General features: G+C 62.4%; 14 protein-coding genes. 4 read left to right on the top strand and 10 right to left on the bottom strand.

Annotation, left to right across the window (positions count from 1 at the left end; translation table 11 throughout):
- Window positions 1-9: 9 nt before the first annotated feature.
- The gene (gene phoB / locus GKN89_RS19190) at window positions 10-699 is read right to left on the bottom strand and encodes a phosphate response regulator transcription factor PhoB (protein WP_004940438.1); all 690 of its coding nucleotides are present in this window, start codon (window positions 697-699) and stop codon (window positions 10-12) included.
- A 215-nt stretch (window positions 700-914) separates the two neighbouring features.
- On the opposite strand from phoB, the gene sbcD reads away from it, so the two are divergent.
- From sbcD to licT, 3 genes are all read left to right on the top strand, one after another.
- Complete coding sequence (gene sbcD, locus GKN89_RS19185; RefSeq protein WP_154747568.1) at window positions 915-2,147, top strand: exonuclease subunit SbcD; 1,233 nt, start codon at window positions 915-917, stop codon at window positions 2,145-2,147.
- On the top strand, window positions 2,144-5,395 hold the full coding sequence (gene sbcC / locus GKN89_RS19180) for an exonuclease subunit SbcC (protein WP_154747567.1): 3,252 nt from the start codon (window positions 2,144-2,146) through the stop codon (window positions 5,393-5,395). The genes sbcD and sbcC overlap by 4 nt, the downstream gene beginning before the upstream one ends.
- Before the next feature lie 232 nt (window positions 5,396-5,627).
- The gene (gene licT / locus GKN89_RS19175; RefSeq protein WP_063918827.1) at window positions 5,628-6,476 is read left to right on the top strand and encodes a BglG family transcription antiterminator LicT; all 849 of its coding nucleotides are present in this window, start codon (window positions 5,628-5,630) and stop codon (window positions 6,474-6,476) included.
- Here licT and GKN89_RS19170 read toward each other — a convergent pair.
- The 3 genes from GKN89_RS19170 to mak all read right to left on the bottom strand — a co-directional run bounded on the left by GKN89_RS19170 (window position 6,473) and on the right by mak (window position 8,105).
- A complete protein-coding gene (locus tag GKN89_RS19170; protein ID WP_019454226.1) occupies window positions 6,473-6,859 on the bottom strand; it encodes a type II toxin-antitoxin system VapC family toxin in 387 nt (128 codons plus the stop codon). The two genes, licT and GKN89_RS19170, sit on opposite strands and share 4 nt — an antisense overlap.
- Window positions 6,856-7,089, bottom strand: a complete 234-nt coding sequence (locus GKN89_RS19165) for a type II toxin-antitoxin system Phd/YefM family antitoxin (protein WP_019454227.1) — start codon at window positions 7,087-7,089, stop codon at window positions 6,856-6,858. The genes GKN89_RS19170 and GKN89_RS19165 overlap by 4 nt, the downstream gene beginning before the upstream one ends.
- Window positions 7,090-7,190: 101 nt before the next feature.
- On the bottom strand, window positions 7,191-8,105 hold the full coding sequence (gene mak, locus GKN89_RS19160; protein ID WP_063919577.1) for a fructokinase: 915 nt from the start codon (window positions 8,103-8,105) through the stop codon (window positions 7,191-7,193).
- A 217-nt stretch (window positions 8,106-8,322) separates the two neighbouring features.
- Here mak and rdgC point away from each other — a divergent pair, with 217 nt between their 5' ends.
- Window positions 8,323-9,234: a recombination-associated protein RdgC gene (rdgC, locus tag GKN89_RS19155; RefSeq protein ID WP_004940461.1), complete on the top strand. Its 912-nt coding sequence runs from the start codon at window positions 8,323-8,325 to the stop codon at window positions 9,232-9,234.
- A gap of 65 nt (window positions 9,235-9,299) precedes the next feature.
- Here rdgC and ppnP read toward each other — a convergent pair whose 3' ends face one another.
- From ppnP to GKN89_RS19125, 6 genes are all read right to left on the bottom strand, one after another.
- The gene (gene ppnP / locus GKN89_RS19150; RefSeq protein WP_004940463.1) at window positions 9,300-9,590 is read right to left on the bottom strand and encodes a pyrimidine/purine nucleoside phosphorylase; all 291 of its coding nucleotides are present in this window, start codon (window positions 9,588-9,590) and stop codon (window positions 9,300-9,302) included.
- A gap of 151 nt (window positions 9,591-9,741) precedes the next feature.
- Window positions 9,742-10,533, bottom strand: coding sequence for an energy transducer TonB (locus GKN89_RS19145; RefSeq protein WP_154747566.1), 792 nt, complete (start codon window positions 10,531-10,533; stop codon window positions 9,742-9,744).
- A 2-nt stretch (window positions 10,534-10,535) separates the two neighbouring features.
- Window positions 10,536-11,867, bottom strand: coding sequence for an HlyD family type I secretion periplasmic adaptor subunit (locus GKN89_RS19140; protein ID WP_019454230.1), 1,332 nt, complete (start codon window positions 11,865-11,867; stop codon window positions 10,536-10,538).
- Complete coding sequence (locus GKN89_RS19135; RefSeq protein WP_154747565.1) at window positions 11,864-13,648, bottom strand: type I secretion system permease/ATPase; 1,785 nt, start codon at window positions 13,646-13,648, stop codon at window positions 11,864-11,866. Before GKN89_RS19135 ends, GKN89_RS19140 begins: the two co-directional genes overlap by 4 nt.
- A gap of 72 nt (window positions 13,649-13,720) precedes the next feature.
- Entirely contained in the window at window positions 13,721-14,287 is a 567-nt protein-coding gene (locus GKN89_RS19130; protein WP_004940479.1) for a heme acquisition protein HasA, read from the bottom strand.
- Window positions 14,288-14,365: 78 nt separating this feature from the next.
- The coding region (locus GKN89_RS19125; protein WP_154747564.1) for a TonB-dependent receptor domain-containing protein at window positions 14,366-15,199 on the bottom strand (834 nt) is incomplete at its 5' end.

The following is a 15,199-nucleotide window of genomic DNA, read 5'->3' as shown; positions in this document are numbered from 1 at the left end:
GCGGCGCGATCAGTAGCGCGTTGAGAACCGGTAGCCGGTGCCCCGAACGGTTTGAACCATTTTATCATGCCCACTGGTTTCTAACGCCTTGCGGAGCCGACGGATATGCACGTCAACGGTACGGTCTTCCACATAAACGTTAGTGCCCCAGACGTGATTAAGCAACTGCTCGCGGCTATAAACCCGCTCCGGGTGGGTCATAAAGAAGTGCAGCAGCTTGAACTCGGTCGGCCCCATGTCCAGCGCCTGATCGTTCGCCATCACGCGGTGAGAGGACGGATCCAGGCTTAGCCCTTGCATTTCAATCACTTCTTCCACCGCCATCGGTGAAATACGGCGCATGACCGCTTTGATGCGCGCCACCAGCTCCTTGGGCGAGAACGGCTTGGTGATGTAATCATCCGCCCCCACTTCCAGGCCGCGCACCCGGTCTTCCTCTTCGCCGCGCGCGGTCAACATCATCACCGGGATATCGCGGGTCAGCGCTTCGCGCTTCATATGCTTGATAAACTGAATGCCGGAACCGCCGGGCAGCATCCAATCGAGCAACACCAAATCAGGGAACGGCTCAGACAGGCGCGTCACGGCGCTGTCATAATCCTCGGCTTCCAACGGTTGGTAACCATTCTGTTCCAACACAAAGCACACCATCTCACGGATCGGCGCTTCGTCTTCCACCACCAGTATGCGTCTTGCCATCGTCAATCCTGCCAATGTGTTAGCGACTTTGCGGGCGCCATTATGCGTCAGTTTTGTGACACTTTTATGAAAAAAAGCGGCTGTTATAGGCAGTAAGCATAGCGATTATTTCCCGCAGTAAAGAAAAATCATTCCGCTGCCCTCGCCATTGCGCCGGGACAGCCGGCGCCGCGGCCTTTATAATCATCGCCATTACCTTTGCACCCGGGAGTGTCATGCGCCTGATCCACACCTCTGACTGGCACCTTGGCCAGTACTTTTTCACCAAAAGCCGCGCCGCCGAGCACCAGGCTTTTCTGAACTGGCTGATCGAACAGGTAGAGCAGCAGCAGGTGGATGCGCTGATCGTCGCCGGGGATCTGTTCAATACCGGCTCGCCGCCCAGCTACGCCCGCGAACTGTACAACCGCTTCGTGGTGGAACTGCAGCGCACCGGCTGCCAACTGGTGGTGCTGGGCGGCAACCACGATTCGGTGGCGACGCTGAACGAATCGCGTGAACTGCTCTCCTGCCTGAACACCACGGTGATCGCGAGCGCGCAAGGCGCCCCCGAACAGCAGATCCTGGTGCTGAACCGGCGCGACGGCCAGCCGGGCGCGGTGCTGTGCGCCATCCCGTTCTTGCGGCCACGCGATCTGCTCACCAGCCGCGCCGGCGAATCCGGCGCGCAGAAACAGCAGGCGTTACAGGAAGCCATCGCCGAACATTACCAAACGCTGTATCAGGCGGCCTGCGAGCGCCGCGACCAATTGGGCCTGCCGCTGCCGATCGTCGCCACCGGCCACCTGACCACCGTCGGCGTCACCACCTCCGACTCGGTGCGCGACATCTATATCGGCACCCTCGACGCCTTTCCGGCGCAGGCCTTTCCTCCCGCCGACTATATCGCGTTGGGCCACATCCACCGCGCGCAGAACGTCGCCAAATCGGAGCACATTCGCTATAGCGGCTCGCCGATCCCGCTCAGCTTCGATGAACTGGGCAAAGCCAAAAGCGTCTTTATGGTCGATTTCGCCGACGGCGCTTTGCAGCAGGTGGAAGCGTTAACGATCCCGCAGTTTCAGCCCATGCAGCTGATCAAAGGCGATCTGGCCGAGATCGAACGGCAGCTGCGGCAGTTTGCCGATTATGACGGTGAGCTGCCGGTGTGGCTGGATATCGAAGTGGCGACGCAGGACTACCTCAGCGACATCCAGCGCCGCATTCAGCTGCTGGCGGACGAGTTGCCGGTGGAAGTGGTGCTGCTGCGGCGCAGCAAAGAACAGCGCCGCCAGGCGATCGCACAGCAGGATAAGGAAACGCTCAACGAACTGAGCGTCAATGAAGTGTTCGAGCGGCGCCTGGCGCAGGAGACTGAGCTGCCCGAAACGCGCCAACAGCGGATGCGCCAAATGTTCCGCCAGGTGGTCGATGCGGTGCAGCACAACGCCGAGGAGAACAACCCATGAAAATCCTCAGCCTGCGCTTAAAAAACCTCAACTCGCTGCAGGGCGAATGGAAGATTGACTTCACCGCCGAGCCGTTCGCCAGCAACGGTCTGTTCGCCATTACCGGCCCGACCGGCGCGGGCAAAACCACCCTGCTGGACGCCATCTGCCTGGCGCTATACCACCAGACGCCGCGCCTCAACGTCACGCCAAGCCAGAATGAACTGATGACCCGCCATACCGCCGAATCGTTGGCGGAAGTCGAGTTCGAAGTCAAGGGCGTCGGCTATCGCGCCTTCTGGAGTCAGCGCCGCGCCAAAAACGCGCCGGACGGCAACCTGCAGGCGCCGAAAGTCGAACTGGCGCGCCGCGAAGACGGCAAGATCCTGGCGGACAAAGTGCGCGACAAGCTGGAGATCACCGCCGCCATCACCGGGCTGGACTTCGGCCGCTTCACCAAGTCGATGATGCTGTCTCAGGGGCAGTTCGCCGCCTTCCTCAACGCCGACGCCAACGATCGCGCCGAGCTGTTGGAAGAACTGACCGGCACCGAAATCTACGGGCGATTGTCCGAACAGGTGTTCGAATCCCACAAACAGGCCAAAACCGATCTGGATGGGCTGCATCAGCGCGCCAGCGGTATCGAGCTGCTGAACGACGAACAGCGCCACTCCCTGGCCGAACAGCTGACGGCGCTGAGCGGGCAGGAAAGCGTTCTCGGCGAGCAAACCCGGCAACAGCAACAGGCGCTGAGCTGGTTACAACAATGGCAGCGATTCCGGCAACAGCAAAACGAGGGGCGGCAACGGCTGGAAAACGCCCAGCGCGAGCAGGCCGAGGCCGCCCCGCAGCTCCAGCGGCTGGCGCTCAGCGAACCGGCCGAAAAATTGCGGCCGCTGCGCGGCGAACGCGATCGCTGCCGCGCCGAGCTGCAGACGATACAGCAGCAAGCGGCCCTGCTGACGCAGCAGCAGGAACAGCAGTCGGCGCAGCTGGCGCCGCTGCAGCAGGCGGTAGAAAAGACCCGCCTGGCGCAGCAAGCCCATGCCGAGCACATGCGGCAACAGCAACAGCTGATCGATGAGCAGGTCGCCCCGCTCGATCATCAGATCGCCCAACTGCAATCGACACAGGCCGAACGGCGACAGGCCGGCGATGCTGCCGCGCAGCAGTGCGCCCAACAGCAGGCGGCGCTGGAGCAGCTCACCGTTCAACGCAATCAACTGACGACGCAGGGCGCACAGCATCAGCAGCAATTGAACGCGCTGACCCAAGCGCTGGCCGTTCAACAGCAGCAGCAGCAAGCGCTGGAGGCGCAAACGCCGCTGGCCCCGTTGCGCCAGCGCCTGAGTGCCCTGGCAGATCTGCGTCCAACGCGTCAGCAGTTGTCCACGCTCGCCACCCTCCACCGTCAGACCCGCGAGCGGCTGACCCGGCAGCAAGCGGAGCACGCCGGACGACAAACGCAACTCGCCGAGCTGCAACAACAGCTGGAGAGCGCACGCCAGCAATTCAAACAACACAAGGCGCAGCTGCAGGAAGTAGAGCGGATCCACGAGCTGGAAAAACGCATCGTCAGCCTGGAAGCGGAGCGTGCCCTGCTGCAAAGTGGCGCCCCCTGCCCGCTGTGTGGCTCGACCACCCACCCGGCGGTGGAGCAATATCAGGCGGTGCAGCCTTCGGCGACGGAGCGGCGGTTGGTTGAGATGCGCACCCTGGCCGAGAAACTGCAAACCCAGGGTACCGAACTGCGCACCCGCTGCGAAAGCCTGCTGGAACAGCAGCAGCGCCAGCAGCAAACCATCGCGCAGGATGAACAGCAGCTGGCCGGCCAACAGCAGCAGTGGCAGCAGCTCAGCGCGCCACTGGCGTTCGACTTTACGCTGGCGGATGACGAGCCGCTCAGCGCCTGGCTGAGTGGCTGCGACGATGAAGAGCGGCGCGGGCAACAGGCGCTGCAGCAGCATGAACAATCGGCGCAGGCGGTACAGCAGGCGAAAGACGCGCTCGCGGCGCTGCAAACGCAGCAGCAGCAGGCGCAGCAACAGCTGGCGTTGCTCGAAGAGCGCTTTACGCTGCTGCAAAAAAACCACGCCGATAGCCTGCAACAGCAACAAGACCTGCAACAACGCTGGCAAGAAGGCGAGAAAATCCTCGCCGAACGGCGTGCGCAGCGGCTGGCGCTGTTCGGCGAACAGCGGGTCGCCGAGGTGCGCGAACAGCTGCGCGCCAAACAAACCGCCTGCGAACAGGCCAATGTTCAGGCTGCCGAGCAGTGGCAAAAGGCGCAGGAACTGCGCGAACGCCTGGCAGGCCAACAGGCCGGGCTGCAACAGCAACACACCCAAATGCAGGAACGGCTGCAGCAGGCGCAGCAGCAGTGGCAGCAGGCGCTGGCCGACAGCGAATTCGTCGATGAAACCGCCTTCGCCGCTGCGCTGCTGGACGACGCCCTGCGCCGCGAATTGCAGCAGCGCAAAGAGCAGTTGCAGCAGCGGCAGATAGAGGCCACCGCCCTGCTGACACAGGCGACGCAAACGCTGGAGCAGCATCGGCAGAACCGCCCTGAAGGTCTGGATGAAGCCAACGCGGATATCGACGCGCTCACCCAATCGCTGGCCGAGCTGGCGCAGCAGTTGAAGGTGCTGCAGCTGCGCCAGGGCGAACTGCGCAATCAGTTGGAAAGCGACGCCGCCCGCCGCCTCAATCAGCAGGCGCTGTTCGAGCAGATCGCCCGCAGCCAGCAAGACTACGATGACTGGAGCTACCTCAACCAGCTGATCGGCTCAAAAGAAGGCGACAAGTTCCGCCGCTTTGCTCAGGGGCTGACGCTCGATCATCTGGTTTACCTGGCCAACAACCAGCTCGGCCGGCTGCACGGACGTTATCTGCTGCAGCGCAAGACCAGCGATGCGCTGGAACTGCAGGTGGTCGACACCTGGCAGGCGGATGCGCTGCGCGATACCCGCACCCTGTCCGGCGGCGAGAGCTTCCTGGTCAGCCTGGCGCTGGCGCTGGCGTTGTCCGATCTGGTCAGCCATAAAACCAGCATCGACTCGCTGTTCCTCGACGAAGGCTTCGGCACGCTGGACGCCGAAACCCTCGATACCGCGCTGGATGCGCTGGACAGCCTGAACGCCTCCGGCAAAACCATCGGCGTGATCAGCCACGTCGAGGCGATGAAAGAGCGCATTCCGGTGCAGATCAAGGTGAAGAAGGTCAACGGGCTTGGCGTCAGCCGGCTGGAAGCGCACTTCAGGCTGGAATGATCCCGCGGCGCGCGGCGCAGAAGTGTGACCGCGGCGGCACTCCGCGGTGAAAAGCGTTGAGCCGCAGCGGGCACGGGTTATTATGCCAACATAATAGGATTGTTACTGTATCCCCTCCGCCGCTCAGGGCCGCAGGGCAGAAACATAAAATACAGGCAAAACCTGACGCCCGGGATCGCTTCCGGGCGTCAGGTTTTTTCGTTTTCAGGATGCTGAAACACCGGGAAAAACCATGAAAATCGCTAAAATACTCAATAATAACGTGGTGATTACGCTGGACGACCGTCAGGAAGAGACGGTGGTGATGGGAAAAGGAATCGGCTTTAAAAAGAAGCCCGGCGATACGCTGGACGAAAGCCTGATCGAAAAGGTATTCACCCATAACGGCGGTGAAATCGCCGAACGCTATAAAGAGCTGCTCGCCGAGATCCCGCTGGCCTGCGTTACCACTGCCGACAGGATTATCACTCTCGCCCGCGAACGCCTGCCGGGCAAATTGCATAACATCGTCTACATCACGCTGACCGATCACATCCACTTCGCCCTGCAGCGCCATGCGCAAGGGCTGGATATCAAAAATGCGCTGCTGTGGGAGATTAAAAAGCTCTACCCGGCCGAGTTCGCCGTCGGGCTGGAGGCGCTGGCCCTGATCGCCCAACGGCTGGATACCGCGCTGCCGGAAGACGAAGCCGGATTTATCGCCCTGCACCTGGTCAACGCCCAGCTTAACGACGAGATGCACAACACGCTGCACATCACCCGCGTGATGCAAGAGATCCTTAACCTGGTTAAATACCATTTCCGCTTTGATTACAACGAGGAAGCCCTGAGCTACCACCGTTTCGTCACCCATTTGAAATTCTTCGCCCAGCGCCTGCTGGGGAAAAATTATGTCGACAGCGACGACGACTCGCTGTATCAGGTGGTGAAAGAGAAATACCGCGAGTCTTTCGCCTGCGCCGGCAAGATCAACCGCCACATCGAAAAGCACTATCAGCATCAGCTCACCACGGAAGAGATGATGTTCCTGACCATTCATATCGAACGGGTGCGCAGCGAAAGTGAGGAAAAGCCGGCTTAACGGCGGGCGTCCGCCACCCGCACGCCGTACTGCGGAAACACCGCGTCGGCGGAGATCAGCGTCAGCCCTTCGGCCTGCGCCTGTGCGATCAGCATGCGATCGAAAGGATCCTGATGATAGGGCGGCAACTGCCCGGCCTGTTGGCAGTGAAAGGCGTCCATCGGCAGCGACAGAAAATCTTCGGCCTCGATGATCGCAAAGATATCTTCCGGCAGCGCCAGTTTACCCAGCGCCTGCTTGATCGAGATCTCCCAAATGCTGGCCGCGCTGACGTACACCGCATTGCCCGGATCGGCGATCTGCCTTTTGGCGTTCGCGCCCAGGCAGGCGTCATCAATCAGCCACCACAGCAATGCGTGGGTATCCAGCAGCAAGCGCTTCATTCATCGCCCTCAAACAGCGCCGCAATGGCCGCGTCCCCCGCGTTGAAATCCGCCGGCACGGTGAACTTACCCTTGGCGGCGCCAGGGCGGCGCGCTTCGCCCTTGATGGCGACCAGCTGTACATACGGCTTCCCTGCTTTTGCAATAATCACGGTTTCTCCCTCCGCGGCTCTGTCCGCCAGCTGGCTCAGATTGGATTTGGCTTCATGCATATTGGCCTGAATTGCCATCGCGTCCCCCTTAGCTAAGTTAGCTAAAGCATAAAGCGCCGTCCAGTTTTTGTACAGGGAAGGGTTTAAAGCGCGAGCTTGCTCGCGCTTTGTTGCAACGCTTAGCGCTGCTGCTGCGGCCACAGCCAGGCCGCGCCGCGCACGCCGCTGGAGTCGCCGTGGACCGCCTTGCGGATCGGCGTTTCACACTCGCCGCCGAACACCCAACTTTTCACCAACGCGGGCACCGTGCGGTACAAACGATCCACGTTGCTCATGCCGCCGCCGAGCACCACCACGTCCGGATCCAGAATGTTGATCACGTGCGCCAGCGATTTCGCCAAGCGCATTTCGTAACGTTCGATCGCCTGCACCGCCAGCGCATCGCCCCGCTCGCTCAGCGCCATGATCTCATGCCCTTGCAGCGCGTTGCCGCTCAGGCGCGCATAGTCGGTGGCGAAACCTGTGCCGGAAATAAAGGTTTCGATGCAGCCCGGCTTGCCGCAGTAGCACGGCACTTCACGGGCGTAGCGCAGCTCATCGTCATCCTGCCACGGCAGCGGATTGTGGCCCCATTCGCCGGCGATGCCATTGCCGCCGGAATGCGCCTGGCCGTTCAGCGCCACGCCGGCGCCACAGCCGGTGCCGATGATGACCGCAAACACGGTTTTCGCGCCGGCGCCGGCGCCGTCGGTGGCTTCCGACACCGCCAGGCAGTTGGCGTCGTTGGCGATGCGCACCTCGCGCGCCAGCAGCGCCGACAGATCCTTATCCAACGGCTGGCCGTTGAGCCACACCGAGTTGGCGTTCTTTACTCGCCCGGTAAACGGCGACAGCGTGCCGGGAATGCCGATCCCGACCGATCCTCGTTCGCCGGTATGATCCTCCGCCAGTTTCACCAGTCCGGCGATCGCCGCCAGGGTTTGCCGGTAGTCATGGCGCGGCGTGGCGATGCGATGGCGAAACAGCTCCCGCCCGTCATTCGCCAACGCGATCACTTCAATTTTCGTTCCACCCAAGTCGATGCCAATGCGCACGTATTTTTTCTCCTCGATGCCGCGCAGCGTTGTCACAGCCTAATGTAAGCGCGCGAATGAATCACCTGTTTCCCATTCTCCGTCCCGTCCTTTCCCGATGCGCAAAGCGACGCAATTCGGAGAGAATGGGGCGATTTTTCAGCGTCAATTCGTTATCATGCCGCCCTGCTTTTGACGAATCAGCGTGCCGAACGCACGCCCAGCCAGGGATAACATTATGCTGTGGTTTAAGAATTTGATGGTTTACCGTTTGAGCCGCGAAGTGGCGTTAAACGCGGATGAAATGGAAAAACAACTCAGCGCGTTCGCCTTCACACCGTGCGGCAGCCAGGACATGGCGAAGACCGGCTGGGTCTCCCCGATGGGCTCGCACAGCGATGCGCTGACGCACGCGGTCAACGGCCAGATCGTCATCTGCGCGCGCAAGGAAGAGAAAATCCTGCCGTCGCCGGTGATCAAGCAAGAGCTGCAGGCCAAGATTGAGCGCCTGGAAGCGGAGCAACACCGCAAACTGAAGAAAACCGAGAAGGACGCGCTGAAGGATGAAGTGCTGCACAGCCTGCTGCCGCGCGCGTTCAGCCGCTTCAACCAGACCTTCATGTGGATAGACACCGTCAACGATCTGATCATGGTCGACGCCGCCAGCGCCAAACGCGCCGAAGACACGCTGGCGCTGCTGCGCAAGAGCCTCGGCTCGCTGCCGGTGGTGCCATTGACCATGGAAAGCCCGATCGAACTGACGCTGACCGAATGGGTGCGTTCCGGTGAGATGCCGGCTGGCTTCGCCATTCAGGATGAAGCGGAATTGAAAGCGATTCTGGAAGAAGGCGGCGTCATCCGCTGCAAGAAGCAGAATCTGATCAGCGACGAAATCGCGGTGCACATCGAAGCCGGCAAGCTGGTGACCAAGCTGGCGGTGGACTGGCAAGAGCGCATCCAGCTGATGCTGTCGGACGACGGCTCGCTCAAGCGCCTGAAGTTCGCCGACACGCTGCGCGAACAGAACGACGACATCGATCGCGACGACTTCGCCCAGCGCTTTGACGCCGACTTTATCCTGATGACCAGCGAGCTGGCGGCGTTGATCAAAAACACCATCGAAGCGCTCGGCGGCGAAGCCCAGCGTTAATCTCGCCTCAGAAATGACTAGGGCCCAGCATCCGCTGAGCCCTGCGTTCCCCTAGCGAACAAAATTTATTTGCTCAGGTAGCGGCACAGATAGGCGGTGGCGTCGGCCACCTGCAGGTTGAACTCGCTGTGCCCCGGCACGAAGAACTTCTCGCCCGGCGTAAACACTTGCCAGTCCGGCGCTCCCGGCAGCAGCACTTTCAGCGCCCCGGTGATCACTGTCATTTCTTCCGGCTGCGCGGTGGAGAAGGTGTATTCGCCCTCTTCCATCACACCCACGCTGGTAAGACCGATGCTGCTACTGTCAAAACCGATAGACTTCACTTTTCCGGCAAAATACTCATTCACTTTCAGCATAGACTGGCACCCGCGTAATCATCTTGATGGAAAATCCATATTGGGGGATTGCGGTTGATCTGTCACTGGTTTTTCGCGCGAAATGCGATCGCGGCGCAGAGGCAAAGGTTTCCGTGCGTCACGCTCAGGCCATCGCCATGAAACAACCGCGTCAAAAACCCGCGCCGCGCAAACTGAAATCGATCGGCAGCGTCAATTCCACCGTGCCGTTGACGTAGGCGTCCGACGGCGGCGTGGGCAGCGGCGAAGCGCGTTTGACCAGCGCCTGGATTTCGCGATCCAGCGACGGCAGCCCGGCGCTGCTGACCAGCGTCACCGCCAGCACGTGGCCCTGTCTGTCCAGCGTGAAACGCACCTGCCCGACGCCCTGGCGCTTCAGCCGCAATGCGTCTTTAGGATAACGCTTAAAGCGATTCAGGCGGCTGCTGATGCGGCTGCGCCAGTTGTCTTCCCCCGCCTGAACATAGGGCGTCAGGCGAGTTTGCGGCGCGGCCGTTTTATCCGCGTGGCCCGGCGGCGGCGCGCCGGCGTTGTGATCCTGAACCCTCGGCGGCGCGATGGTTCTCTCCTGCGGCGGCGTGCGGGGCAGGTTGTTTTTTTTCACCGGCTTAGGCGGTTTTTTCTGTTTCGGCGGCACGGCGATGTTCGGCTGCGCGGCGTCGGGCACTTTCACTAGCGGTAACGGCTCCGGTGGCGCCGGCGGTTCAACCTGAGGCGGCGGCGTCCTTTGTCCCGGCGGTTGTTTCGCCTCGGCCGGGGCCTGCGGTGTGGCGGCCATCAGCACCATCACCGCCGGTGGCGGTACCCACGGCGGCTCGGCCTTGTCTCGCCAGGGCCAAAGCAGCGCTACAACCAGCAGATGCAGCGCCAGCACCAACACCAGACAACGGCGCCAGGGCATGGTGGCACCGGGCGCGGCGAAAGGCAGCGGCGAAACCGACATGCTCACTCTTCCGTCAGCGCCAAATGGAGGCGATCGGTCAGCGGTTTGAACAGATAGTTCATCATCGAACGCTCACCGGTGCGGATGAAGCCTTCGACCGGCATCCCCGGGCGGATCTCCAACCCGCTCAAGCGTCGCAATCCTTCTTCGCTGACCTTGGCGCGCACGCTGTAATAAGGCGCGCCGCTTTTCTCGTCGGTCAGGCGATCGGCCCCGACCAGCGTCACTTCGCCCTCGACGCGCGGCGTGGTGCTTTGGTTGAACGCCGAGAACAACAGCTCGACCGGCAACCCCACCTGCACTTTATCGATCAACTCGACCGGGATGCGCGCTTCTACCTGCAGCCCGCGATCGCTGGGCACGATCTCCATCAGTTGCTGACCGGCGCCGATCACGCCGCCTTCGGTGAACACGCTCAACCCCACCACGGTGCCCGCCACCGGCGCTTTCACCTGCGTATGCCCCAAATCGGCCTCCGCCTTGGCCAGGCGGTTATCCAGCTCGTCCAGCTTCATCCGCACCTCGGCCAGCTGGCTGCTGACCTCTTTCTGATACTCTTCCCGCCGCTGGATCGCCCGCAGTTTCAGCTCCAGGATCTGGCGCCCCAGACGGCCGATATTGCCGCTGTCCTCGGACGCCTGGCCATCGATCTGCGCATGCTGCCCCTCTAGATCCAGCAGCCGATTGCGCGCCACATACCCTTGCGCCGCCAGCTTGCGCATGCCGCCCAGTTGCTCCTGCAGCATGGCCTTTTGCCGCTGTTTGCTGGCGTAAGACTGCCGAACCCCTTCCAACATCGCCTGCGATCCGGCGATGCTTTCCGCGATCGCCGCCAGCTCGCTCTGCAGTGCCGCACGGCGGCTGGTGAACAGCTGCTGTTGCAGCAGCATCAGTGACATCACTTCCGGCTCTTCTCGCCGCGCTTGCAGCGATGGCGGGAAAGCGATCGCTTGCAGGCCGTCGCGCTCGGCTTGCAGCCGCGCCTGCTGTGCGGCATTGCTCAACTGCTGGCTGCGCAGCGCATCGCGCTGGGTGCGGCTGTCGACGGTATCCATCAACAACAGCACCTGCCCGGCGCTGACCCGGTCGCCCTCATGCACCTGAATCTGCGACACCACGCCGCCGCTCGGGTGCTGCACCGCCTTGCGATTGCCCGCCACCACCACGCTGCCGGAAACCGGCACGCCTTTGTCCAGCGGCGCCAACAGCCCCCACAGCAGGAAACCGCCAAACCCCAGCACCACCAGCCAGCCTCCCAGCCGCAGGTAGCGACCTTCGTCGAACTGCCGGGAAAGGGTGTCGATATCGCCGGGAATCACACTCTGATTGCTCATACTTTTCGTTCACCGCTGGCCGTTTTGGCGAAGTTGGCGTAATTGACGTTGAAGCCGCCGTTGCTGCGCCCGGCATTGGCCGGTGCAGCGGCAGCAGCGGGCGCAAAACCAGGCAGTTTTTTCAGGATGGCGTCGCTGGGGCCGAAGTGCTGTACCTGGCCGGCGCTCAGCACCAGCAATTTGTCGGTGGCCGCCAGGATCGCCGGTTTGTGGGTCACCAACACGATGGTGGTGCCACGCGCCTTCAGCGCTTCGATCGCCTGCTGCAGCGCCCCTTCCCCTTCGCGATCGAGGTTGGCGTTCGGTTCGTCCAGCACCACCAGCGCCGGAGATCCATACAGCGCGCGCGCCAGCGCCACCCGCTGACGTTGGCCGCCGGACAGGCCGCTGCCGCCTTCACCCAGCTCGGTCTCATAGCCTTTCGGTAAATGCAGGATCAGCTGATGCACGCCGGCCAGCGCCGCCGCGGCCACCACCTTCTCGGCGTCGACCTGCCCAAAGCGAGCGATGTTGTCCGTCAGGGTGCCGGCGAACAGCTGGATATCCTGCGGCAAGTAACCGATATGCGGCCCGAGTTGTTGCTTGTCCCACTGCTGAATGTCTGCACCGTCCAGCCGCACGTCGCCGCTGAGCGGCGTCAGCGCGCCAACCAGTTGACGCATTAGCAGGGTTTTGCCGGAGCCGGACGCGCCAATCACGCCCAGCACCTCGCCGGCCTCCAGACGAAAACTGACGCCGTGCAACACCGGCGCCGTGCCGCCTGGCGCACTGGCGGTCAACTGATTCACGGCCAATGTGCCGCCGGGCGCCGGCAGCGGCAGACTCGGCATTCGTGGCGGGTTAGCGACCAACATCACCTCCAGCCGCTGCAGGGACTGGCGCGCCGATGACCACTGCTTCCAGGCGCCGATCAGCTGATCGATCGGCCCCAACACCCTGCCGATCAGGATCGATCCGGCGATCATCATGCCCGGCGTAATGTCGCCGTTGACCGCCAGCAGCGCGCCGCAGCCCAACATCAGCGACTGCAGCGCCAGCCGCACGGTTTTCGACCAGGCGGTGACCGCGGCGATTTTCTCGCTGGCGCGGTTCTGCAGCAGCAGGAACTGCTGATGCTGCCGCAGCCAGCGCAGGCGCAAGTCGGTCAACATGCCCATGGCGGCGATGGCTTCGGCATTGCGCAGGTTGCCGTTGGCCTGTTGCGTGGCGCTCAGCGCGACGCGGCCGGCCTCCGCCAGCGGCGCTTGCGACACCCGCTGGTTGAGCCAGGCCAGCAGCACCAGCACGATCACCCCGGCGCTGGCCAACGCGCCAAGCCAGGGATGGAGCAGAAAAACCACCAGCAGATAAACCGGGAACCAGGGGGCATCGAAAAAGGCGAACAGCGCATTGCCGGTGGCGAACTGGCGCAGGTTGGTCAGATCGTTCAGCGCCTGCCCCGCCAGCGGGTTGCCGGTTTTCAGGTTGGTTTCGAAGGCGGCGTCGTAGACCCGCTGATTGAGGCGCATATCCATCTGGGCGCCAAGGCGGATCACCACCTGGCTGCGCACCCACTCCAGCAGGCCCATAAACAGATAAAGGCCGACCACCATCAGGGTCAGCATCGCCAGCGTCATGCGGTTGCCCGACGGCAACACGCGATCGTAGACCTGCAGCATGTACAGCGCCGGGGCCAGCATCAGCAGGTTGATCACTGCGGTAAACAGCGCAATGCCCCAAAATCCGCGCCGGTATGCGCCCAGCACGCTCATCACTTCTCCGCGCCTGACGGCGTTTTTCATGGCGTTTTCCATCGGCTAAAAACGAGAAAACGCCCGCCGGGGCACGCGGCGCCGGCGGGCAAACGGCCGCGATCAGGCCGCCAGCAATTCCGGGCTGTCGGCGTGCTGCACGCCCACCGCCGTCGCCGCCGCCACCTGATCGAAGGTGGAGTTGACGCTCAGACCGTAGTCGTCGAGGATGCCGTTCAGCGCGGTTTCCAGCGCGCCGGTATCGCCGGACATCAGGCCGTACACCACCTGGTGCACCACGCCATCGTGGCCCTGTGCCTGCAGGCTGCTGAGATTCAGGCCGCCGAAGCTGACGTCAGGCACCTGGATGTTGTACGGCGTGGAGCCGCCGCCGTTCAGGCCGTCGCCGAACGACAGGGAATCCAGTTGACCGTACAGGGTGTGCGCCGGTGCGTTGAACAGGGTGTAGGTCAGGTTGCCGCCCGCCACGAACGAGGTGATGTTATTGGCGGTGCTGGTCACGGCATATTGGCTGCCGGACAGGCTGCCGCCGTAGAAACCGCCGCTGTTGGAGTCGGTGACATTACCGTTGGTGTGGTTGATATCGCCAAACGACGACGCCCACTCGTTCAGATAGTTATGGATGCTGTAGCTGCCGAAACTGCTGTCATAATTGACTGAAAATGCCATTTCTCTATCTCCATTGATGAACGGCGCCCCTTGCGAGGCGACCTCTGTGCTCAACGATGAGCAACGCCCTTTTACTGCTTAAAAACGGTACTCCACCCCGCCCTGCACGCTGCGGCCGCGCCCCAGGGTATTGGCCAGCGTCTCGCCGTAGCTGACGACGTAGGCGCGGTTGGTCAGGTTCTCCACCGAGCCGCGCAGCGTCAGGCTGTCGGTCAGTTTGTAGCTGGCGTACAGATCGAACAGGGTGTATTTCGGCCAGTCGGCCAGATACGGGTAGTTGGACGGTACCGAGCTGTCCTGATAGCCCGGCGCGAAGCGCACGGTCACCCCAGCGTCCAGCTTGCGATCGAAAGCGCGGCCGCCCAGCGTCACCGAGCCGCGATCGCCCGGCAGGTAAGCGGCGGTGCCGAACTGCGAGCCGCCGTCGCAGGACACGGCGTCATTCGCCGTCGGATCCTGCTCCGCGTAGAAGTTGCCCGGCCGGGAGTTGGCGCCGTAACGCAGGCGATTGCCCAGCCAGGCGTTCCTGGAGCAAAACTCGTTTTTACCGATCATGTGGGTGTAGGTCAGGTCGGCGTAAAACACCCCGGCGTCATAGTTGAGCTGGTACTCCAGCCCGCGGAAACGGGTTTTCGACAGATTGTTGACGTAGGCGGCGTTGCCGATGCTCGGCTGCACCAGCCCCGGCTTGTCGCGGTTAATCGCCAGGTTGATGTAGTTATCCACTTTGGTGTCGAAATAGGCCACCTTGGCCGCCAACCGATCGCCCTCAAACCACAGATCCGGCTGCTGCACGTTGAACCCCACTTCCCAGGCGCGCGAGCGCTCGGCCTGCAGGAAGGGGTTGGGATATTGCGTAGAGGTGCTGTGAGCGCTGCCGTTGGTTAGCGTTTCGGTGATCGCCGGCGGCCG

It is taken from the genome of Serratia sp. YC16, from assembly GCF_009707615.1.
In the GTDB taxonomy this organism is placed as follows: domain Bacteria; phylum Pseudomonadota; class Gammaproteobacteria; order Enterobacterales; family Enterobacteriaceae; genus Serratia; species Serratia surfactantfaciens.
The sequence above is the reverse complement of the archived record's forward strand: the minus strand, read 5'-3'. Positions and strand labels throughout refer to the sequence as shown.